The 20,735-nt window shown below is 68.5% G+C and carries 22 protein-coding genes; 10 read left to right on the top strand and 12 right to left on the bottom strand.

Features of this window, described 5'->3' with window-relative positions; translation table 11 throughout:
• Positions 1 to 53: 53 nt before the first annotated feature.
• On the bottom strand, positions 54 to 1,025 hold the full coding sequence (locus tag AC1DQJ_RS16085) for a quinone oxidoreductase family protein (protein WP_477605072.1): 972 nt from the start codon (positions 1,023 to 1,025) through the stop codon (positions 54 to 56).
• Positions 1,026 to 1,035: 10 nt separating this feature from the next.
• Positions 1,036 to 1,731, bottom strand: coding sequence for a dienelactone hydrolase family protein (locus AC1DQJ_RS16080; protein ID WP_477605070.1), 696 nt, complete (start codon positions 1,729 to 1,731; stop codon positions 1,036 to 1,038).
• 135 nt (positions 1,732 to 1,866) lie between these two features.
• Between AC1DQJ_RS16080 and AC1DQJ_RS16075 the strand changes: the two genes are divergently transcribed.
• The 6 genes from AC1DQJ_RS16075 to AC1DQJ_RS16050 all read left to right on the top strand — a co-directional run bounded on the left by AC1DQJ_RS16075 (position 1,867) and on the right by AC1DQJ_RS16050 (position 7,899).
• Positions 1,867 to 2,118, top strand: coding sequence for a DUF6489 family protein (locus AC1DQJ_RS16075; RefSeq protein ID WP_477605068.1), 252 nt, complete (start codon positions 1,867 to 1,869; stop codon positions 2,116 to 2,118).
• Positions 2,115 to 3,449, top strand: coding sequence for a tRNA uridine-5-carboxymethylaminomethyl(34) synthesis GTPase MnmE (gene mnmE, locus AC1DQJ_RS16070; protein ID WP_477605066.1), 1,335 nt, complete (start codon positions 2,115 to 2,117; stop codon positions 3,447 to 3,449). Before AC1DQJ_RS16075 ends, mnmE begins: the two co-directional genes overlap by 4 nt.
• Before the next feature lie 165 nt (positions 3,450 to 3,614).
• Complete coding sequence (mnmG, locus tag AC1DQJ_RS16065; RefSeq protein ID WP_477605064.1) at positions 3,615 to 5,465, top strand: tRNA uridine-5-carboxymethylaminomethyl(34) synthesis enzyme MnmG; 1,851 nt, start codon at positions 3,615 to 3,617, stop codon at positions 5,463 to 5,465.
• An 8-nt stretch (positions 5,466 to 5,473) separates the two neighbouring features.
• Positions 5,474 to 6,121 (top strand): 16S rRNA (guanine(527)-N(7))-methyltransferase RsmG, encoded by a 648-nt coding sequence (gene rsmG / locus AC1DQJ_RS16060; protein ID WP_477605062.1) that lies wholly within the window; start codon positions 5,474 to 5,476, stop codon positions 6,119 to 6,121.
• A gap of 7 nt (positions 6,122 to 6,128) precedes the next feature.
• Positions 6,129 to 6,917, top strand: coding sequence for a ParA family protein (locus AC1DQJ_RS16055; protein WP_477605227.1), 789 nt, complete (start codon positions 6,129 to 6,131; stop codon positions 6,915 to 6,917).
• 94 nt (positions 6,918 to 7,011) lie between these two features.
• Positions 7,012 to 7,899: a ParB/RepB/Spo0J family partition protein gene (locus AC1DQJ_RS16050; RefSeq protein WP_477605061.1), complete on the top strand. Its 888-nt coding sequence runs from the start codon at positions 7,012 to 7,014 to the stop codon at positions 7,897 to 7,899.
• A gap of 120 nt (positions 7,900 to 8,019) precedes the next feature.
• Here AC1DQJ_RS16050 and holA read toward each other — a convergent pair whose 3' ends face one another.
• The 4 genes from holA to AC1DQJ_RS16030 all read right to left on the bottom strand — a co-directional run bounded on the left by holA (position 8,020) and on the right by AC1DQJ_RS16030 (position 12,797).
• Positions 8,020 to 9,072 carry a DNA polymerase III subunit delta gene (gene holA, locus AC1DQJ_RS16045; RefSeq protein ID WP_477605059.1) on the bottom strand — a complete coding sequence of 351 codons (1,053 nt, stop codon included), beginning with the start codon at positions 9,070 to 9,072 and terminating at the stop codon, positions 8,020 to 8,022.
• Between the two features lie 13 nt (positions 9,073 to 9,085).
• Positions 9,086 to 9,583: an LPS assembly lipoprotein LptE gene (gene lptE / locus AC1DQJ_RS16040; RefSeq protein ID WP_477605057.1), complete on the bottom strand. Its 498-nt coding sequence runs from the start codon at positions 9,581 to 9,583 to the stop codon at positions 9,086 to 9,088.
• A 6-nt stretch (positions 9,584 to 9,589) separates the two neighbouring features.
• Positions 9,590 to 12,175, bottom strand: coding sequence for a leucine--tRNA ligase (gene leuS, locus AC1DQJ_RS16035; RefSeq protein ID WP_477605055.1), 2,586 nt, complete (start codon positions 12,173 to 12,175; stop codon positions 9,590 to 9,592).
• Positions 12,176 to 12,287: 112 nt separating this feature from the next.
• Positions 12,288 to 12,797, bottom strand: coding sequence for a DUF3576 domain-containing protein (locus AC1DQJ_RS16030; protein ID WP_477605053.1), 510 nt, complete (start codon positions 12,795 to 12,797; stop codon positions 12,288 to 12,290).
• Between the two features lie 264 nt (positions 12,798 to 13,061).
• Between AC1DQJ_RS16030 and AC1DQJ_RS16025 the strand changes: the two genes are divergently transcribed.
• Complete coding sequence (locus tag AC1DQJ_RS16025; protein ID WP_477605051.1) at positions 13,062 to 13,439, top strand: NtrZ family periplasmic regulatory protein; 378 nt, start codon at positions 13,062 to 13,064, stop codon at positions 13,437 to 13,439.
• Positions 13,440 to 13,445: 6 nt separating this feature from the next.
• Here the strand turns inward: AC1DQJ_RS16025 and AC1DQJ_RS16020 are convergent, their stop codons facing one another.
• Positions 13,446 to 14,060, bottom strand: coding sequence for a thiamine phosphate synthase (locus AC1DQJ_RS16020; protein ID WP_477605049.1), 615 nt, complete (start codon positions 14,058 to 14,060; stop codon positions 13,446 to 13,448).
• Between AC1DQJ_RS16020 and AC1DQJ_RS16015 the strand changes: the two genes are divergently transcribed.
• Complete coding sequence (locus AC1DQJ_RS16015; RefSeq protein WP_477605047.1) at positions 14,053 to 14,703, top strand: YggS family pyridoxal phosphate-dependent enzyme; 651 nt, start codon at positions 14,053 to 14,055, stop codon at positions 14,701 to 14,703. The two genes, AC1DQJ_RS16020 and AC1DQJ_RS16015, sit on opposite strands and share 8 nt — an antisense overlap.
• Here AC1DQJ_RS16015 and AC1DQJ_RS16010 read toward each other — a convergent pair.
• On the bottom strand, positions 14,700 to 15,206 hold the full coding sequence (locus tag AC1DQJ_RS16010) for a L,D-transpeptidase family protein (protein ID WP_477605045.1): 507 nt from the start codon (positions 15,204 to 15,206) through the stop codon (positions 14,700 to 14,702). The genes AC1DQJ_RS16015 and AC1DQJ_RS16010 overlap by 4 nt on opposite strands.
• A 58-nt stretch (positions 15,207 to 15,264) precedes the next feature.
• Between AC1DQJ_RS16010 and AC1DQJ_RS16005 the strand changes: the two genes are divergently transcribed.
• On the top strand, positions 15,265 to 15,951 hold the full coding sequence (locus tag AC1DQJ_RS16005; RefSeq protein ID WP_477605043.1) for a response regulator transcription factor: 687 nt from the start codon (positions 15,265 to 15,267) through the stop codon (positions 15,949 to 15,951).
• 23 nt (positions 15,952 to 15,974) lie between these two features.
• The gene (locus AC1DQJ_RS16000) at positions 15,975 to 16,439 is read left to right on the top strand and encodes a hypothetical protein (protein WP_477605042.1); all 465 of its coding nucleotides are present in this window, start codon (positions 15,975 to 15,977) and stop codon (positions 16,437 to 16,439) included.
• Here AC1DQJ_RS16000 and AC1DQJ_RS15995 read toward each other — a convergent pair.
• From AC1DQJ_RS15995 to AC1DQJ_RS15980, 4 genes are all read right to left on the bottom strand, one after another.
• Complete coding sequence (locus AC1DQJ_RS15995; protein ID WP_477605040.1) at positions 16,436 to 17,242, bottom strand: exodeoxyribonuclease III; 807 nt, start codon at positions 17,240 to 17,242, stop codon at positions 16,436 to 16,438. The two genes, AC1DQJ_RS16000 and AC1DQJ_RS15995, sit on opposite strands and share 4 nt — an antisense overlap.
• Before the next feature lie 214 nt (positions 17,243 to 17,456).
• On the bottom strand, positions 17,457 to 18,101 hold the full coding sequence (locus AC1DQJ_RS15990) for a LolA family protein (protein WP_477605038.1): 645 nt from the start codon (positions 18,099 to 18,101) through the stop codon (positions 17,457 to 17,459).
• A gap of 92 nt (positions 18,102 to 18,193) precedes the next feature.
• On the bottom strand, positions 18,194 to 20,251 hold the full coding sequence (locus tag AC1DQJ_RS15985; RefSeq protein ID WP_477605036.1) for a prolyl oligopeptidase family serine peptidase: 2,058 nt from the start codon (positions 20,249 to 20,251) through the stop codon (positions 18,194 to 18,196).
• A gap of 87 nt (positions 20,252 to 20,338) precedes the next feature.
• On the bottom strand, positions 20,339 to 20,713 hold the full coding sequence (locus AC1DQJ_RS15980; protein WP_477605034.1) for a hypothetical protein: 375 nt from the start codon (positions 20,711 to 20,713) through the stop codon (positions 20,339 to 20,341).
• Between the last annotated feature and the right edge of the window lie 22 nt (positions 20,714 to 20,735).

Here is a 20,735-nt window from a genome sequence, read left to right as displayed (position 1 = left end):
CCCCTCCGCCGCGCTTCGCGCGCCACCTCTCCCAAAAGGGGAGGATCTCTTGCCTACGGGATCAGCAAACTCGCTCCGACGGTCTCACGACCTTCCAGGGCCTCGTGCGCCTTGCGGGCGTCGCCGAGCGCAAACGTCTGGCCGATGTCGATCTTCACGGCGCCGGACTTGACCACCTCGAACAGGGCCTGGGCGCTTTCGTCCAGCTCCGGAGTCGTCGCCGTGTAGTCGAACATGGTCGGCCGGGTGAAGAACAACGAGCCAGCCTGCGAGAGCCGCAGCGGCGCGAACGGCGGCACAGGCCCTGACGCGTTGCCGAACGAGATGAACAGACCGCGCCGGGCCAGGCTCCCCATGGTGCCCTCGAAGGTCGCTGCGCCCACGGAGTCGTAGGCCACCGGCACGCCCTTGCCATCGGTCAGGCGGCGGACCTCCGCGGCCACGTCCTGGTCGCGGTAGAGAATGACGTGGTCGGCCCCGTGGCCGCGCGCCAGCTCGGCCTTCTCTTCCGAACCAGCGGTGCCGATGACCCGGGCCCCGAGGTGCTTGGCCCATTGGACCAGGATCGAGCCGACCCCGCCCGCGGCGGCGTGGACCAGGATGGTGTCGCCCGCCTTCACCGGGAAGGTCCGCCGAACCAGGAACTCGGCGGTCATGCCCTTGAGCAGGGCCGCGGCCCCGACCTTGGCGTCGACGCCCTCCGGCAGCTTCACGGCCCTGGCCGCCGATGTGACATGCAGCTCCGAATAGGCGCCGATCGGGCCGGAGGCGTAGGCCACCCGGTCACCGACCTGGAAGCGCTCGACGCCGTCGCCGACCGCCTCCACCACGCCTGCGGCTTCGAGGCCGAGGCCGGACGGCAGCTTCACCGGATAGAGCCCGGTGCGGTGATAGGTGTCGATGAAGTTCACCCCCACCGCTTCGTGCCGGACCAGAATCTCGCCGGGCTTGGGGGAGGGGACCTCGACTTCGGCCAGCTCCAGCACTTCGGGCCCGCCGGTGCGCGCGATACGGATCGCTTTCATGGACGCTCCCCTAGGCTAGGTTCTGCTGGAAGAACGCGAGGGTGCGCCCGTTGGCCAACTTGGCGTCGGCTGCGTCGTAGTGTTCGCCGCCGGTCCGCGCGAAAGCGTGGTCGCGGCCGGCATAGGTGTGAGCCTGCACCTGCGGATGGTTCTTCAGCTGCGACAGAATCAGGGCCTGCGCTTCCTTGGGCACGAACTGATCCTCTTCTGCGATGTGCATCAGCAGCGGGTGGGCCAGCTTGTCGGCCTCGGCCAGGTGCTTCTCAATTCCCACTCCGTAGTAGGAGACGCAGGCGTCGGCGTCGGTGCGCGTCGCGGTCAGAAAGGCCAGCAGCCCGCCCAGGCAGAAACCGACCGCACCGACCTTGCCGTTGACCTCGGGCAGGGCGCGAACCTGGTCGATGGTCGCGCCGATGTCCTGGACTCCGGCGTCGACGTCGAACGCGTTGTAGAGCTCGAAGGCTCTCTTCCACTCGGCCTCGGACTGGTCGGTGATGTCGATCCCGGGCTCGATGCGCCAGAACAGGTCGGGGCAGACGGCCAGGAAGCCAGCTGCAGCCAGCTCGTCGCAGACCTCGCGCATCACGGCGTTGACCCCGAAGATCTCCTGGATCACCACCACGGCCGGGCCGTTCGGCTGAGCCGGGCGGGCCACATAGGCCGCGAACTGGCCGTCTTCGGCCTTGATGGTCGTCATCTCGCCCATGGGCGTCTCCCGTCTGGAACTAAAGGACAGTGTTACTCGAGCGCGTCACCTGAACTGGAAAGGCTCTAGCGCTAGCGGCCACGCTGCGCTCATAACAATGTGGTCAAGCACATCTCTGGCCGTAGAGGTATCCGAATGAAGATGACCATCGAAGTCGAATGCTCTCCGCAAGAGGCGCGCGCCTTCCTCGGCCTGCCGGACGTGTCTGGTCTGAACGAAAAGCTCGTCGAAGAGATGCAGAACCGGATGACCGCCAACATGGCGATGCTGTCGCCGGACGAGCTGATCAAGAACTGGACCGCCTTCGGCGTCGGGGCCCAGGAACAGTTCCGCAGCCTGATGAGCGCCGCCGTCGACGCCAGCCTAGGCGCCACCCGCTCCAAATGACCGACACCATCTTCGCGCCGGCCACCGCCGCGGGCCGCTCGGCGGTCGCGGTCGTTCGCCTGTCCGGTCCCCAGTCAGGCAGGGCGGTGGCGGCGTTGGCCGGCCGAACACCCAAGCCGCGCGAAGCGGCTTTGAGGGTGCTCAAGCGCCAGGACGGCGCGCCGATCGACCAGGCCCTGGTGCTGTGGTTCGAGGGGCCCGCCAGCTACACCGGCGAGGACTGCGCCGAATTTCACGTGCATGGCGGCCCGGCCGTGGTCGCCGGCCTGCTGGAAGAGCTGGCCGCCCTGGGCCTGCGCTTGGCCGAACCCGGCGAGTTTACCCGCCGCGCCTTCGAGAACGGCAAGCTCGACCTGGCCCAGGCCGAAGGCGTCGCCGACCTGATCGAGGCCGAGACCGAGGCCCAGCGCCGCCAGGCGCTCGACCAGCTGGGCGGGGCGCTGGGCCAGGCGCAGGCGCGCTGGCGCGACGGCCTGATCGAGGCCCTGGCGATGTTCGAGGCGGCCGTCGACTTTCCGGACGAAGAGGTGCCCGCTGACGTCGCCGCTCGCGCGCAGCCGGTGCTGGTCAGTCTGATCGGCGAGTTGGAGCATGCCCTGGCCGACGTGAAACGCGGCGAACGGGTGCGCGAGGGCTTCCGCATCGCCCTGGTCGGCGCGCCCAACGCCGGCAAGAGCACCATCCTCAACGCCCTGGCGCGGCGGGAGGCGGCGATCGTCACCGCCACGCCGGGCACCACCCGCGACATCATCGAGGTCCCGATGCGGTTCGCTGGCTACAAGGTGCTGCTGGCCGACACCGCGGGCCTGCGCGAGACCCACGACGAGATCGAGGCCGAGGGTGTGCGCCGCGCGCGCGCCTGGGCCGGGGAGGCGGACCTGCGGATCTGGGTGGTCGACGGTTCCAGCGACGCCGCGGCCACCGCGCCGGGGCTGCATCCGCATGACCTCTGCGTGATCAACAAGGCCGACCTGCCGGCGGGCGACGAGACCGGCCACGCTGTGGTCGAGGCCCGCGCCGCCAATGTAGAGATCCTGCGGCTCAGCGCGCGGAAACCTGACGATATCGGCGCGCTTGAAGCAGCCCTGGAACATCGGGTGGTCGATGCGCTGGCCGGCGCTGAGCTGCCGACCGCCACGCGCCTGCGCCACCGCGAACTGCTGTCCGAGGCGCTGGCGCGGCTGAAGCGGGCGCTCGTAACGGAAGACGAACTGGAACTAGCCGCCGAGGACGTACGCCTTGCGGGCCGGGCCCTGGACCGCATTACCGGCAGGATTGATCCGGAGGACGTTCTCGACCGGGTGTTCTCCAGCTTCTGCATTGGAAAGTAGGGCCGCTGTTTCACGTGAAACACGCCTCGCGGCGCGGCCTCACTGTTTCACGTGAAACGCTGCTAGGCCTGGCGACGGAATCCCGGTGAAAAACCGCCCCACGTTCGCTATATAGCTGCCAGTCGCGCCCCCGGCCTTCCGGGGGCGTCTTGCGTGGAGACAAGCTTGAGCGCCTGGGACGTGATCATCATCGGGGGAGGGCATGCCGGCTGTGAAGCCGCGGCGGCCTCCGCGCGCTTCGGCGCCAAGACCCTGCTGCTGACCCACAAGCTCGAGACCATCGGCGAGATGAGCTGCAACCCGGCCATCGGCGGCCTGGGCAAGGGTCACCTGGTCCGCGAGATAGACGCCCTCGACGGCTTGATGGGCCGTCTGGCCGACCAGGCCGGCATCCAGTTCCGGATGCTCAATCGCTCCAAGGGCGCGGCCGTCCGCGGCCCGCGCAGCCAGATTGACCGCAAGCTCTATCGCGAGGCGATGCAGGCCGAGCTCGCCGCCACCCCGAACCTCAGCGTGCGCGCCGAGGCGGTGGAGGACCTGATCGTCGTCGATGGCGTGGTCCAGGGCGTGATCGGCGCGAGCGGAGCTGAGTACCGCGCAGGCCGCGTGGTGCTGACCACGGGCACCTTCCTCAAGGGCCTGATCCATCTGGGCGACACCCGCATCCCGGCCGGTCGGGTCGGGGACGCCCCGGCGATCGGCCTTTCCGACCGGCTCTACGCCTCGGGCCTGAGCATGGGTCGGCTGAAGACCGGCACCCCGGCGCGCCTCGAGGGCTCGACCATCGCCTGGGACGGCCTGGAGATGCAGGCTGCGGACGACGAGCCTGTGCCGTTCTCGTTCCTGACCGACAAGATCACCACTCCGCAGATTGCCTGCGGCGTCACTTACACCAACGCCAAGACCCACCAGATCATCGCCGACCGGCTGACCGAATCCGCCGTCTACGGCGGCCGGATCAGCGGCCGCGGCCCGCGTTACTGCCCGTCGATCGAGGACAAGGTGGTGCGCTTCGGCGACAAGGACAGTCACCAGATCTTCCTCGAGCCCGAGGGCCTGGACGACGACACCGTCTATCCCAACGGCATCTCCACCTCGGTATCGGAAGAGACCCAGGACCTGTTCCTGCGCACCATTTCGGGCCTGGAGAATGTCCGGGTGAAACGCTACGGCTACGCAATCGAGTACGACTACGTCGACCCGCGCGAGCTCTATCCGACCCTTGAGGTCAAGCGGCTGCCGGGGCTCTACCTGGCCGGCCAGATCAATGGGACCACCGGCTATGAGGAGGCTGGGGCCCAGGGGCTGATGGCCGGGCTCAACGCCGCCCGCGCCGCCTCCGGCCAGGATGGCGCGACCTTCGGCCGGGACGAGGCCTATATCGGCGTGCTGATCGATGACCTCACCACCCGCGGGGTCACCGAGCCCTATCGGATGTTCACCAGCCGGGCCGAGTTCCGCCTCACCCTGCGCGCCGACAATGCCGACCAGCGACTGACCGGCAAGGGCATTGAGCTGGGGGTGGTCGGTGTTTCACGTGAAACGGCCTATGGCGCCAAGGCGGCCGAACTCGCCCATGCCCGCCAGCGGGCAGGGGAGCTGATCCTGTCTCCGAACATGGCCCAGAAGGCGGGTCTGCCGGTCAAGTCCGACGGCGTGGTCCGCGATTTCGTGCAGCTGCTGGCCTATCCGACCATCAGCTTCGACGACCTCGCCGCGATCTTCCCCGAAGCGTATGACTGGTCGCCCGGCTGCCGCGAGCAGCTTGAGATCGACGCCGCCTATGCCGGCTATCTGGACCGCCAGGCGGCCGACGCCGCCGCGTTCCGCCGTGACGAGAACCTTCGCCTGCCGCCGGAGCTCGACTACGGCGCGGTTGGCGGCCTCTCCAACGAGGTCCGCGAAAAGCTGGTCGCCGTTCGACCCCTGACTCTGGGCCAGGCGGCGCGCATCGAAGGCGTCACGCCCGGCGCCCTGACCGCCTTGCTGGCCCATGTCCGCCGCCGCGCCGCCTGAGCTCGCCATTGTCATCTGAAACCAGCATTGACGTCACCGACGCGGCCAGCTTCGCCGCCGCCGCCGCCGCCTCGCCGCAGGCCGTCGCCGATCTTGAGCGCTACCGGTCATACCTGGTCGAGTGGAACGAGAAGATGAACCTGGTGGGGCCTGCCACGCTCGACGTCTTCTGGTCGCGGCACGCCTGGGATTCGGCCCAGATCCTGCCCTTGGCGCCCGAGGCGCTGACCTGGGCCGATCTCGGAACCGGCGCAGGACTTCCCGGCATCGTCTTGGCGATCCTCGGAAAAGGCCGTCCCGGTTTCCACGTGCACCTGGTCGATAGCCTCACCAAACGCTGCCGGTTCCTCAGCGAAGTGGTGGACGGATTGGCGCTTCCGGCCACGGTTCACAATTCTCGTGCGGAAGACTTGTCCCTGACTGTGGATATCGTCACCGCCCGGGCTTGCGCGCCCCTGTCGCGACTGATGGGGTACGCCCAGCCCTACCTAAAGCGCGGCGCACAGGCGCTGTTCCTGAAGGGGCAGGACGTGGCGGCCGAGCTGGAAGAGGCGCGGCGGACTTGGGATTTCGAGGCGGACGTGTCGCCCAGCTTGAGTGACGCCAGAGGCCAGATCGTGCGTTTGAGGAGGCTCGGCCGTGGCCGGAAAAGCTAAACGGGGTCTGCGCGTCCTGGTGGTCGCCAACCAGAAGGGCGGGGTGGGCAAGACCACCACGGCCATCAATCTCGGCACAGCGCTCGCGGCGGTGGGCGAGAAGGTGCTGCTGATCGACTCCGACCCACAGGGCAACGCCTCAACCGGGCTCGGCGTCGGCCGAGCCCAGCGCAAGGTCACCCTCTACGACGTTCTGATGGGCGAGCAGTCGATCACCTCGGCCGTGGTCAACACCGCGCTGCCAGGCCTCGACCTGGTCGCCGCCGACCCTGATCTGTCCGGCGTGGAGCTGGAGCTAGGCCAGCAGGCGCGCCGTTCGTTCAAGCTGCGCGACGCTTTGGAGCCGATCCGCGCCGCCGGCGAATACACCTACGTCCTGATAGACTGCCCGCCGTCGCTGAACCTGCTGACGGTGAACGCCATGGCGGCCTCGGATGCAGTGCTGGTGCCGTTGCAGTGCGAGTTCTTCGCCCTGGAGGGCCTCACCCAGCTGATGCGCACCGTCGATCTGGTGCGCGGCAGCCTGAACCCGAACCTGGAGATCCAGGGGGTGGTCCTGACCATGTACGACCGCCGCAACAGCCTCTCCGAGCAGGTCGCCCGCGACGTTCGCAGCCACTTCGGCGAGACGGTCTACAACACGGTCATACCGCGCAACGTGCGGGTCTCCGAGGCGCCCAGCTACGGCAAGCCGGTGCTGGTTTACGATCTGAAGTGCACGGGCTCGCAGGCCTATCTGAAGCTGGCGCGCGAGGTCGTGCTGCGTGAGCGCGATCGCCGGGCGAAGGCCGCGTGAGCGTGACAGCCAAAAATGCCCGCCCGTTTTGGCGACCGTCACGCTCTGTTTTTAACGCGCCGAGCATGATCAGCGATCATGCTCGGAGGGGGACATGATGGTCGAGAAGCGTGGACTGGGCCGCGGCCTGTCGGCCCTGTTGGGCGATGTTGACGAGGCCAAGGTGGTCGCCGGCGCGCCGGTCGAGGAGGTCGCTGGCGTCCGCGAGATCCCGATCGAGCTGATCCGTCGCAACGCGCACCAACCTCGCTGGGTGTTCTCCGAGACTGAGGTCGAGGAACTCGCCGCCTCGATCCGCGAGAAGGGCGTGCTGCAGCCGATCCTCGTGCGTCCCGCCCCCGGCTTGCCCGGCGAGTGGGAGATCGTCGCCGGCGAGCGCCGCTGGCGCGCCAGTCAGAAGGCCGGCCTGCGGGTCATGCCGGCCCTGGTCCGCGAGCTGGACGATGTCCAGGTTCTTGAGATCGGCGTCATCGAGAACGTCCAACGCGCCAACCTCAACCCCATCGAAGAGGCGGCCGCCTACCAGCAGCTGATCGAGAAGTTCAAGCGCACTCAGGAAGAGGTGGCGGGCAGCATCGGCAAGAGCCGCAGCCACGTCGCCAACACCCTGCGCCTGATGAACCTGCCCGAGAAGGTTCGCGGCTACGTGCTCGACGGCCAGCTGTCGGCCGGTCATGCCCGGGCCATCCTCACCGCCGACGACCCGCTGGCCCTGGCCGACCAGATCATCGCCAAGGGACTGTCGGTCCGCGAGGCCGAGGCCTTGGCCCGTGGCGGCGCGCCGAGCGCCAGCCGACCGAAGGCCGCCTCGCGGAAGGTCGCCAAGGACACCGATACCCAGGCGCTCGAGTCCGACCTCTCCGACGCGCTCGGTCTCGACGTCGAAGTGCTCGACAAGGGCGGCGTCGGCGAGCTGCGGATCAAGTACGCGACGCTCGAACAGCTCGACGAGCTTTGCCGCAAACTGACCGTTCGGGGTTAGCGCTAAGTCATTGATTTATATGGAGTCGATTTCGAAATTCGGCTTCTGGTGAATCGAGCGGCCACCGATACGGGTAGCCCTCGCTTTGTGCGCCACAGGGGCGATTTCAAAAGCGCCGATTCAGAGCCCTAGACGGCGCGCGCGGCCGGCGATGGTCAGCGCCAGTCGCTCGGCGATCAGGTGATCGGGCGAGCCGGCGGTCTTGCAGGCCTTGTCGGCGGCCAGCACTTCCGGCTGCAGCCGGTCCAGTTCCTCCAGCGACCAGCTGCGCGCCTGGCGGAGGAACTCGCGCTCCTGCTTCCAGAACACCCCCGAGGCCTTGGCCGCCTCCTGCAGCCCGGCGCCGGACTTGGCGAGGGTGAGGGTGCGGCGCAGGCGGCCGAGATAGATGCTGATCGCGCGGATGGCGGCGGGCCCAGCCTCGCCCTCGGCGGCGGCGCGGCGTAGCCCGGCCTGCGCGTCGCCCAGTCGCCCGCCGAACGCATCGGCGGCGGCGTCGGACAGCGAGGCTTCGGGCTCGACGCCCAGGAAGTCGTCGAGGTCGCGCGGCGTGGCGGTGCGGCCGCTGCCAGGCTCCAGATAGAGCGCCAGCCGTTCGATCTCCTGGCGGGCGACGCCGCGCTCCTTGGGCAACCGGCCGACGAACAGCTGCAGCGCCTGGGCGTCCAGGCCGACGCTGTCCTTGGCCAGCAGCTCGCGGACCAGCCGCGCCACATCGCCGGGCTCGTCCTCGTAGCAGGGGATGGCCACCGCCTCGCCGGCCTTCTCGGCGGCCTTCCGCAGCGCGGAGTCGCGCCCGAGGTTGCCGGCCTCGATCAGGAAGAAGGCGTCGGGATTGAGCTTGCCCTCAGCGTGGGCGACCACGGCCTCGGCCACCTGCTTGTCGAGATTGGCCTTCTCGGTGGCGAAGCGCAGCCGCACCAGCCGTCGCCCGCCCATCAACGACTGCGCCGCCAGCTCGCCCTCGAGCTTGCCGCCGTCGGAATCCAGGTCGCCGTCGGTCAGCAGCGCCACATCGAACGGGTCGTCGAGGTTGGGAACCACCTTGCGGGCCAGTTGGGTTCCGCGATCGCGGACCACGCCGGTGTCGCGCCCATAGATCAGCGCCACCCGGACGGGAGCCTCCGGCTTGCTCAGGAAGCGCTCGATGTCCGGCCGCTTGGAAAGGATCACGCCTTTGAAATCCCTAGGATTTTCCCTGGGTCGCGATCCACGCCGCCAATTCGACCTGGATCTTGCGGGCGCACTCGGCGGCGGCGCGGTCCTGGGCGTCCTGCTGGGCGGTGATCGAGGCGTAGGGCTGGTCGGCGCTATCGTAGGTGACCTGGGCGCGGGCGGTGCCAGACTTCACCGGAGCACCCGATACGGATGAGACCAGGGTGTAGTCGGCGATCAGCACGTACTCGTAGCGGGTGGCGACATTGTCGACCCGCACGCCGCGTGGATAGCGGGTCTCCGACAGCGCCAGTTCCATCCGATAGGCCGGCGCGGCGCCCTTGTCGCGCGCCAGGGCGTCGTCCAGGTGCTCGCGGATCAACTGCCCGGTGCGACCGGGCGGCGTGGAGACCGCGACACTGGCCAACTGCGAGGTCACGCCAGGCGCGCCGTAGAGCGGCGTGAACCCGCACCCGGCCAGGGTCAGGGCCCCGACCGCCAGCACGGCGGAGACGACGGCGCGGTTCATGTCAGCTCACCCAGCCACGATGTTGACGATACGGTCCTTCACGACGATCACCTTCTTGATCGCCAGGCCCTCAAGGCGCCGCGCGATCTCGGGATCGTCAAGCACGATCTTCTCAACATCGGCCGGTTCGGCTCCGGCGGCGACGGAAATCTCGCCGCGACGCTTGCCGTTCACCTGCACGGGCAGGACCTTGACCGCCTCCTGGGTCAGGCCGGCGTCGAACTCCGGCCACGGGGCGGCGACCACCATCCCCTTGCCGCCGATCCGCACCCAGGCTTCTTCAGCCAGGTGGGGCGTGAACGGCGAGATCAGCCGGGCGAAGGCCGACAGCGCCTCATGGCGCGCCGCAAGCACCGGCGGCGTCGCGCCATCAGCCGGGAAGTCTTTCAACTTGTTCAGGAACTCGTACATCCGCGCGATGCCGGAATTGAACCGGAAGCTCTCCACCGCTTCGGTCACCGCCTTGATCGTGCGATGGGTGGCGGCGCGCAATTCGTCGGCCTTCGGGTCGGCGGAGGGGGAGGGGGCAGGGCCTTCCGGCTGGCTGTCGAACTCGTTCCAGACCCGATTGACGAACCGCCAGGCGCCCTCGACACCAGAGGCCGACCATTGGGTGTCGCGCTCGGGAGGACTGTCGGACAGCACGAACAGACGCGCCGCATCGACGCCGTAGACCTCGAAGATCTCGTCCGGCGTGACGGTGTTCTTCTTGGACTTGGCCATCTTCTCGACGTCGCCGATGACCACCGGCTCGCCAGTCTCGATCAGCTTGGCCCGGCGGGTACCGCCTTCAGTCTCGAACTCCACCGATCGCGGCTCGATCCATTCGCCGTTCTGACGGCGATAGGTCTCGTGGGTGACCATGCCCTGGGTGAACAGGCCGGCGAACGGCTCGCGCGCCGACAGCATGCCCTCGTCGCCCAGGGCGCGGGTCACGAAGCGGGCGTACAGCAGGTGCAGCACGGCGTGCTCGATGCCGCCCACATACTGGTCGACCGGCAGCCAGTAGTCGGCCGCCGCCTTGTTGATCGGCTCCGCCGCCTCGGTGTCGGTGAAGCGCGCGAAGTACCAGGAGCTGTCGACGAAGGTGTCCAGCGTGTCGGTCTCGCGCGTCGCCGCGCCGCCGCACTCTGGACAGCTGGTGTCCTTCCAGGTCGGGTGACGCGCCAGGGCATTGCCGGGCTTGGAGAAATCCATGTCGTCCGGCAGCACGACGGGCAGCTGGTCCTTCGGCAGGGCCACGACCCCGCACTTGGCGCAATGGACCACCGGGATCGGGCAACCCCAGCCGCGCTGGCGGGCAACGCCCCAGTCGCGCAGGCGGAAGACCGTCGCGCCCTCGCCACGGCCCTCGGCTTCGATGCGGGCGATCGCCGCGGCCTTGGCCGGCTCGATCTCCATGCCGTCCAGGAACTGCGAATGGAAGATCGTGCCGGGGCCGGTATAGGCCTCCGTCCCGACGTCGAACGTCGCCGGATCCTCGCCCGGCGGCAGCACCACCGCCTTGACCGGCAGGGCGTACTTGCGGGCGAAATCCAGGTCGCGCTGGTCGTGGGCCGGGCAGGCGAAGATCGCGCCGGTGCCGTAGTCCATCAGGATGAAGTTGGCGATCCAGACCGGCAGCTTCCATTCCGGATCAAAGGGATGGGCCACGGTCAGGCCGGTGTCGAACCCGATCTTCTCGGCGGTCTCGATCTCGGCTTCCGAGGCGCCGCCCTTACGGCACTCGGCGATGAACGCCGCGACCTTCGGATCGGCGGCGGCCAGCTGCTCAGCCAACGGATGGTCAGGCGCGACGCCGACGAAGCTGGCGCCGTACAGCGTGTCGGGGCGGGTGGTGTAGACCTCCAGCCCGGCGTCGAAGCCGGCGGGGGCCTGGCCTGACCAGCCGAACTTGAAGCGCAGGCCCTTGGAGCGCCCGATCCAGTTCTCCTGCATCAGGCGGACCTTGTCGGGCCAGCGGTCCAGGGTCTTCAGGCCCTCGATCAGTTCGTCGGCGTAGTCGGTGATGCGCAGGAACCACTGGTTCAGCTTGCGCTTTTCGACCACTGCGCCGGACCGCCAGCCGCGGCCGTCGACCACCTGTTCATTGGCCAACACGGTCTGATCGACTGGGTCCCAGTTGACGACGCTTTCCTTGCGATAGACCAGGCCGCGCTTCCACAGGTCCAGGAACCAGTCCTGCTGCTTGCCGTAGTAGGCGGCGTCGCAGGTCGCGAACTCACGCGACCAGTCGATCGACAGGCCCAGCTCCTTCAGCTCGCTGCGCATCCGCGCGATGTTTTCGTAGGTCCAGCCCCGCGGGTCGACGCCGCGCTCCATGGCCGCGTTCTCGGCGGGCAGGCCGAAGGCGTCCCAGCCCATGGGGTGCAGCACGTTGAAGCCGCGGGCGCGCTTGTAGCGGGCCACCACGTCGCCCAGTGAGTAGTTGCGCACGTGGCCCATGTGCAGACGCCCCGACGGATAGGGGAACATCTCCAGCGCGTAGTATTTCGGCACGCCGGGCGCGGGCGGACCGGCGCGGAACACGTCAGCGTCGGCCCAGGCTTTGCGCCACTTGGGCTCGGTCTCTTTGGGATTATAGCGGGCCATGGGGCGGTCTTCGAACTTCAGTTGGATGTGGACCAGCGCCGGATGGCGCTAGCCCTTGAGTGGGAGCGCATCCGACTGGTTTCCAACCTTGCTGAATGCGCGCCCGAAAGGCCTAGCCGATGTTGGACAGCCGAAGCTGCCGCGCCTTGGTAAGGATCGCGTTTTCCAGGTCGGTTTCGGTCTGGCCGGCCGAGGGCGCGTCGGTCCAATTGCCGCCGGCGTCCTTGACCTGTTTGAAGACGGCCACGTTCAGGCCGTCGGCGCGCAGGCGCGAGTCCAGGATGTAGACGGTGCACTTGAAGCGCTCGTCAGGCTTTTCCGGGTTCACGTACCAGTCGGTGATCACCACGCCGCCGTAGGGGTCCGCCGAAGCCAGCGGCATGAAGGACAGGGTGTCCAGCGTCGCTCGCCACAGATAGCCGTTCACGCCGATGGCGGGCTGGTTGGCGTTCGCAGGCGCCGCCTTCTTGCTGCCGCCCAGGCCGAACAAACCCCCGCCCTGCTCTTGGGTCTGGAAGGTTCGCGAGCTACCGCTGCTCGAGCAGGCGGCCAGCGCCGTGAGGCTCAGCACCAAGACCCCGGTCGTCACGCCACGCATCAACTCACCGCGCACAAACGGCATATATTGGCTCCTAGTCGTTCATTCCGCGTCGGTCGCGCCGCGGGCGCCGCCCCCTCGCAGCCGCAGCCTCTATAACAATGCCCGTGGAACCGCCAAACAGGAATCGCGTGTCTCTGCCGCCACAGGCGCCGACGATATGGTCTTCAGGCGCCTGGAGGGCCCGAGGAGTCGGTTGACCTGACGTCCGGTCGGACTTTAATCGGCTCAACGGTCACGTCTCCGTAAAGGTGGCGCGGCCGGGGCTCAGGGGCCATATGGGTGGTTATGTCCAAGCGGTTGGTCATTTCGTTGATCGGTGCGGCGCTCCTCGCGAGCGGCGCTTCGGCGGCGCATGCCCAGACCGCGAAGAAGGCCACCGACTTCACCGTGCGCAGCGAATCTTCAGTGGGCCCGCAAGGGAACAAGTCGCTGAAGTGGGATACGCGCAAGGGGCGCTGGGGGGTCTCGCTCAACGTCGATCAACGCGCTGAGCACGACACACAGTGGAACGACGTTCAGGCTGGGGCTTACTTCCGCGTCACGCCGAGCCTTCGGGTCGGCGGCGCGGTTGCCCTGGGCGAAAAGGAAGCCCCGTCCTACAAGAAGACCGAGCCGCAGGAATCGGCGCCGCGCGTCCGGCTCGAGACCGCCTTCCGCTTCTAGGCCGACCTAGGCCAGAGCTTCCACCGCCGCTAGACCCACCAAGCCCGCAGGCAGCAGCCGGCGGGCGGTTTTGTCGTTGATCCCGCCCAGCCCGTAGACACGGCCGCCAGTCTGCCGTGCAATTTGCGCCAGACGCAGCGAGCCGATGGGTCGGCCGGCCGAGGGGCTGGCGGAAGGAAATACCGCCGAGACCACCACCGCATCGGCGCCGGCCGCCAGGCCGCGCCGGGCCGCCGCCGGACTGTGAGCGGCGGCGGTGATGATCCAGCCGGGCCGGCGCAGCCGTTGTGCTGTCCTCGCCAGGCGTTCGGGCAGGTGCACGCCGTCGGCCCCGACCGCTGCGGCCAGCGCCGCGTCGGCGCCCACCAACAGTTTCAAGCCCCGCCGACGGGCCAGCCGCAGCAGCCCTGCCGCCTCTAGGCGCGCGGTTGCGGCCCCGAAGGCGCGGTAGACCACCGCGCTGCCGCGCGGCAGCCGCGCCATCGCGCCGGCGATGTCCGGCGTCCTCTGGGGATCGGTGAAGAACAGCAGCGGCGGCAACGGGGGCTTTCGCGCGCCCGCGCGGCGACCTATGGCTTGCGCCGTCTTCGCCACTGTCCAGAAGCTGTCCGAAATGACCATTCCTCCCGCCCTCACCGACGTCCTAGACCGGATCGCCCGCGCGGCGAAGGCGTCCGGCCGCGAGGCTTCGGATGTGACCCTGGTGGCGGTGTCCAAGCAACAGCCCTGGGAGAAGGTCGCGCCGATCCTGTCTGGCGGCCAGAAGGTGTTCGGCGAGAACCGTGTCCAGGAAGCCATGGAGCGCTGGGCGGGCAAGGCGCAGGGGCTGGAGTTGCGGCTGATCGGCCCGCTGCAGTCCAACAAGGCCAAGGAGGCGGTGGCCTTCTTCGACGTCGTCGAGAGCCTGGATCGCGAAAAGCTCGCCCGCGCCCTGGCCGACGAGATCCAGAAGCAGGGCCGAACCCCGCGCCTCTATGTCCAGGTCAACACCGGCGAGGAGCCGCAGAAGGCCGGGATCCTCCCGGCCGAGGCCGACACCTTCATCGCGGCCTGCCGCGAGACCTACGGCCTGCCGATCCAGGGGCTGATGTGCATTCCGCCGGTGGCCGAGCCGCCTGGCCCGCACTTCGCCCTGCTGGCCAGGATCGCCGCCCGTAACGGCCTGGCTGGGCTCTCCATGGGCATGAGCGACGACTTCGAGACCGCCGTCCGCTTCGGCGCCACCAGCGTCCGCGTCGGCTCGGCCCTGTTCGGCGCGCGCTAGGCCCGCTCGATGGCCAATGCGTCGCCGAGTTTGGCCAGCGACAGCAACTCCAGCATGTCCTCGCGCGATAGCGCCACACAGCCCTCGGTCGGCGAGAAATCCGGCCGCGCCAGGTGCATGAAGATCGCCGAACCGAGCGGACTGACCGGCGGATCGTCGTTGTGGGCGAGGATGCAGACCAGGTCGTAGACATTGTCGTCGCGCCACATCTGCTCGGCGCTGGCCGGGTGCGGCAGCTTGACGGCGCGGTTGTAGGCGGGGTCTCCCGGCGCATCGCACCAGCCGTCGTCGCGTTCCAGCGCCTTGGTTGGCAGGCGTGTTTGCGGCGCGTCGAACTTGTCCGGCCGGTACAGCACCCGACGGATCGGCCAGATCCCTAGAGGCGACTTGCCGTCGCCCTCGCGCTTGTCGCGCGCAGCAATCACCCCGCCCTTGCCCAGCGCACAGCGGGTTTCGCGCCCGTCCAGCCGGAAGCGTCCATCTGACAACGCCGTGAAGATCATGGGTTAAGGGCTCTCCCGCGGTTGGCTCTTTGTGTGGTTACGGTGCATGTTCCGGTCCATGGCTCAACGCAAGACTCTGCTCGTCGTCGACGACAACGAAGAACTCCGCGGCGCGATCGCCGAACAACTCCAGCTTTCAGAGGACTTCTCGGCCATCGAGGCGGCGACCGCCGGCGAGGGCGTGAAGGCCGCGGTCGAGCATCGTCCCGACCTGATCCTGCTGGATGTCGATTTGCCGGACATGAACGGCCGCGAGGCCTGTCGCCAGATGCGCGAGAAGGGCGTCGTCGCCCCGATCATCATGCTGACCGCGGCCGACACCGACGACGACCAGATCTCAGGCCTGGAGGCCGGGGCGAACGACTATGTGACCAAGCCCTTCAAGTTCCAGGTGCTGCTGGCGCGCATCCGCGCCCAGCTGCGTAGCCACGAGCAGTCGGAGGGCGCGGTTTTCCACCTGGGCGCCTACGAGTTCCGCCCCTCGGCCAAGATGCTGGTCGACGCCAATCAGAAGAAGATCCGGCTGACCGAGAAAGAGACCAACATCCTGAAATACCTCTACCGGGCCGGCGAAAAGCCGGTCTCGCGTGAGGAACTGCTGGCCGAGGTCTGGGGCTATAACGCCGGGGTCACCACCCACACCCTGGAAACCCACGTCTACCGCCTGCGGCAGAAGATCGAGCCCGATCCCGGCAACGCCCGGTTGCTGCTGACGGAGGCCGGAGGCTATCGTCTCGCACCGTAAGGGTTGCGTCGCGGGAGGCGGTATTGGCGAAGAAGTGGACCCTGGCGCGGGCTTTCCCGCTCATGCTGGTAGGCGCCGTGGTCATTGGCGCGATCAGCGCTGGCGTCATCGGCTATCAGCGCCGCGCCAACACCATCGCCCAGTCCACAGCCGCCGTGCAGGCCGCGGCCCTGACCGGCGAGCCTTGCCCGGTGCTGACCAGGGACGAGTACGTCGCTCGCGGTTCGAAGGCCAAGCAGGTCTTCATCACCAACGACATCCGCTACGAGCGCCGCTATGGCCACGTCGACTGCAGCATCATCGAGGGCGGCAAGAGCGGGAACGACTATGTCCCGATCTGCCAATTCAGCGGACCGGCCCTGCTGGTGGTGACCACCGCCAAGGGCGCCTACTACTTCGCCCCGGGGGCCGGACGACCGGCAACCATCGCGACGCATGACGGCGTGCCGTCCTGCATCCTGCCCAAAGAATCCCAGGCCCCGGCCTAGACCGCGAAGTCGGCGCTGACCGGCGCGTGGTCGCTGGGCCGTTCCCACTCGCGCACGTCGTCATGCACCCGCGAAGACGCCGCGCCGGTGCGGAACGCCGCCTCGCGCAGGCCGGGCGTCACCAGGATGTGGTCGAGGCGCAGGCCGCGGTTGGACTTGCGGAAGTCGGCAGCGCGATAGCTCCACCAGGAGAACAGCTTCTCCGGCTCGGGGATCGCTTCGCGCGGCAGGTCGATGAAGTCGAGGCTGGCCTTCAGCTTTGCGAAGGCCTCGAGCTCGATGGGCGTGTGGCTGACGATCTTCGACATCTGCCTGTGGCTCCAGACGTCGAACTCGCCGGGCGCCACGTTCAGGTCGCCGACGATGGCCAGGGGGTCCTTCGGGTCGCGGCGGCTCATCTCGGCGGTCAGCTTTTCGAAGAAGTCCAGCTTGTGGTCGAACTTCGGATTGACCTCCCGGTCCGGAATGTCGCCCCCGGCCGGGATGTAGAAGTTCTGGATCTCCACACCTGCGACTTTGCCGCCCACGCAGCGGGCGTGCTTCTCGCGGCAGACGTCCAGCGGCGCGGCGTCCTCGATCGGCAGGCGCGAGGCGATGGCGACGCCGTGCCAGCCCTTTTGTCCGGCGATCTTGATGTGCGGCAGGCCGGCGGCCTCGAACGCCGCGCGCGGGAACTCGCCCTCCTGGCACTTGATCTCCTGCATGCACAGGACATCGGGGGCCTGCTCGTCCACGAAGCGGGCCACTTGCTCGGCCCGCAGGCGCACGGAATTGACGTTCCAGGTCGAAAGGCGAAGGCGCATGCGGTGGTGTTTAAGGGGCTTCGGGCAAAAAGAAACGCCCCGGCACTGGAGAAGCCGGGGCGTAAAGTGTGTCTCTCATGCCGCCGCCGGGAGGGGATAGGGTCCGGCACGGAAAAGGTTCGCGATCGCGCGAACCTAATAGTGTCATTAATGCCACGTGGCCTGAGAAAAAGTCAAGGATGAATCACGCGGCATATTGCCTGTTGTGATTGTGTCACATTTTCGAGCGGCCGACGTTCTTGGGCCGCGGATCCTTCAGCACGAACAGCGACGGCGCCAGGCCGGCGGTCTTGGTCAGGCTGGTCAGCCGGATGCGGGTCGAGGAGCCTTGGGCGTCCGTCACCGTCCAGCCGATCAGCGCCAGGGGGTTGTCGGAGAAGGTCAGGGTGATCTGGCCCTCGGCCTGCTTGCGGCCGTCACGGGCGGTGAGCGAGAAGCCGTCGGCCATGCGCGTGACGCGGGTGACGTTGATGCCTTTGTCCAGGCGGATCTCCCGCGACAGGAACAGCGACAGCGGCGTGGCCATCAGCGGATAGGCGTCGAAAGTCTTCAGCCGCGAGTCGGCGATCGAGACGTTGCCGCCGTCCGAGACCACCAGCAGGCCCGAGGGCTTGTCGTATTCGAACCGGGCCTTGCCGGGCCGCTTCAGGTAAAGCGAGCCCTGGCTCATCGCCCCGCGCGCGTCGGTCTGCACGAACCGGCCCTTGGCCTCGGTCAGCCCCTGCAGATAGGCGGCGGCGCGCTCGACCAGCGCCTTGTCGGCGGCCGAGAGGGCTGCGGCCGCCGGCTTCTGGGCCAGGGCGGGCAGGGGCAGGGCGGCCAGGCCGAGCGCCAGGGCGCGTCGCGTCAGTCGGGTCATGCAGAACTCCAAGTCTTGTCGCCCGAATTATAGGCCGGGAACGGCCTCAATAGGGCGCAAGAACGGCGGAGCCGTCCCGCCGTTCCTTCGCCTTACCGCGCCTCGCCCTTTACTGCGCCTGCGCCGATCCAGCGGTCGAGCCAGGTCTCCTTGACCTCGAACCACTGAACCAGGTTCTGCGGTTTCAGCACCCAGTGGTTCTCGTCCGGGAACAGCAGGAACTGGCTGGGCAGGCCGCGGCGGCGCAGCGCGCCATAGGCCGACGTTCCCTGGTCGAGCGGCACGCGGTAGTCGCGCGCGCCGTGGATGACCAGCATCGGACGGTTCCAGGCCGCGACCTTCTCGGCCGGATTGAAGCGGGCGATCGCCGCCTCGTCCTTCCAGGGCAGGCCCCCGAACTCGTCCTCGGTCCAGCGGGTGATGTCGGTCGAGTAGGCGAAGGTGCGCAGGTCGAACAGGCCGGCGTGGTTGACCAGGCACTTCCACGGCTCGCTCCAGACGCCGGCGATCCAGTTGACCATGTAGCCGCCATACGACCCGCCCAGCGCGCAGGCGCGATCGCCGTCCAGCCAGGGATAGGCCCCCAGGGCATGCGCCCAGCCCTTCTGCAGATCCTCCAGCGGCCGGTCGCCCCAGTGCCCGCGGATCGACTGGGCGAACGCCGCCCCATAGCCGGACGAGCCGTGGAAATCGATCATCACCACGCCGTAGCCTCGGCCGGTCCAGACCTGCGGGTTCCAGCGATAGCTCCAGGTGTTGGGGAAGCTGCCGTGCGGGCCGCCATGGATCAGGAACGCCACCGGATACTTCTGCCCCGGCTTCCAGCCGTGCGGCTTGAGCACGTAGCCGTAGACCCGCTCGCCGTTCCAGCCGGCGAAGCTGAACTGCTCGGCGGGCGACATCGGCGTCTCGTCCAGGGCGGCGCTGCGGCTCAGCGGCCGCACCTTGCCGCCGGCCAGGTCGTAGAGCGCCACCGGCGAATCCAGCGCATCGCGGCCATAGACCACCCCGCCCTGATAGAGGTCGAACTCGGTCACCGAGCCGTCGCCGGTCAGCGGCTTGGCCGCGCCGTCGCCGGCGTCGATGGCGTAGAGCCGGTTCTGGCCCCGGTCCTCGGCGATCGCGTAGAGGCTCTTGCCGTCCTGCGCCCACTCAAGCCGTCCGAAGGTCAGGGCCTGGCCGTCGCTCAGCACCCGGATGGCGCCGCTGCGCATGTCGCGCAGCTTCAGCAGGATCGGCGCGGCGGTGGCGAAGGGGCCGTCCTCGGCCAGGTAGGCCAAGGTCCGTCCGTCCGGCGAAAGGGTCGGTTTGGCGTCCGAGGTGGTCGAGGCCGGGTCCAGCCGCTGCGGGGCGGACGAGCCGTCCAGCGGCGCGACATAGAGGCTGGCCGGACGGGTGTCGCCAAAGTCGCTGCCGGCCGGGCGGGCCGAATAGATCACGCTGTCGGCGGTGAGGTCGAAGTCGCCGTCGCCGCCGGGCGGCCGGTCGAGCATGTCGGCTTTCAGGCCCGGCGCCAGCGCCTTGCCGTTCCTGGCCGGCGCCTCGCCCAGGCTGATCGCGAACAGGCCGACGAAGCGGCTGTCCTCATAGGTGTCGAAGAACCGCGGCGCGGCGCCGTCATAGAACAGGCCCGAGGTCTTGGCCTTGGCCTCCTGATCGCGCCGGGCCCGCGAACAGGCGAGGTCGGCGCAGTCGGGATAGACGTCCAGCGCCGCCACCAGGGTCTTGCCGTCTGCGGTCAGTCGATAGGCCTGCACGTCCAGCGGCAGGTCGGTGACCTGGACCGGCGGGCCGCCGGCGGCCGGCGCCTTCCAGACCTGCAGCGAGCCCGAGGCGGTCCCGAGGTAGTAGAGCCAGCGGCCGTCGGACGACCAGCGCGGCGTGGTCGGCGCGGCCTGGCGCTCCAGCACCCGGCGCGGCTGCGGCTGGGCGGCGCTGCGCTCCATCACCCACAGCGCGTGGACGCCGCGGTTGGCCTCCCAGTCGGTGGATCGGACATTGTAGGCCACGAGCTTGCCGTCCGGAGAGACCTGCGGGTCGCCGAGCCGGTCGAGCATCGCCAGGTCCTTGGCGGTGAACGGTCGCGCCGCCACCCCGGCAGGCGCCAGCAGGACGGCCGCGGCCAGCGCGGCGGCGAGAAATGGCTTCATCGGAGACCCCCGGAAATCAGGCGGCGAGAGGATCATGCGGGCCGCGAGCTTTGCAACCGCCTTGCGACCGGCTTGGACGGCCAGGGGTCAGACGCGCGGGGCCTTGCGCCAGCCGACGATGCAGAGCGCCAGCATGATCAGGTTGCCCACCGCATCGAGCAGGCCGACCACGCTCAGGACCGGCTTCACCACGAAGAACCAGTAGTTGAAGACGAAGAACGGCAGCAGCGCCAAGCCATAGGCCAGGAAGGTCGTCTTGGTGAATTTGGAGAACGCCGCGAACAGCCCGGCCAACACCGCCTGCGCCCCGAAGCAGCCGAATGCGAACAGGGCGATGAATTCTTGCGACTGGTGCTCGGGGCGGATGGTCAGGGCCATGACGCTGCCGGGCGAAACAAGACACCAGCCGCCCAGCACGAAGAACACGCTGGCTAGCGCCCACTGGATCTGACGGACGCTCATCGGGCGCCGCCTGACGCCCCGG

Source organism: Phenylobacterium sp. P4_E10 (assembly GCF_056401675.1).
Note: the sequence above shows the minus strand (reverse complement) of the source record. Positions and strands in the feature narration are given on the sequence as shown.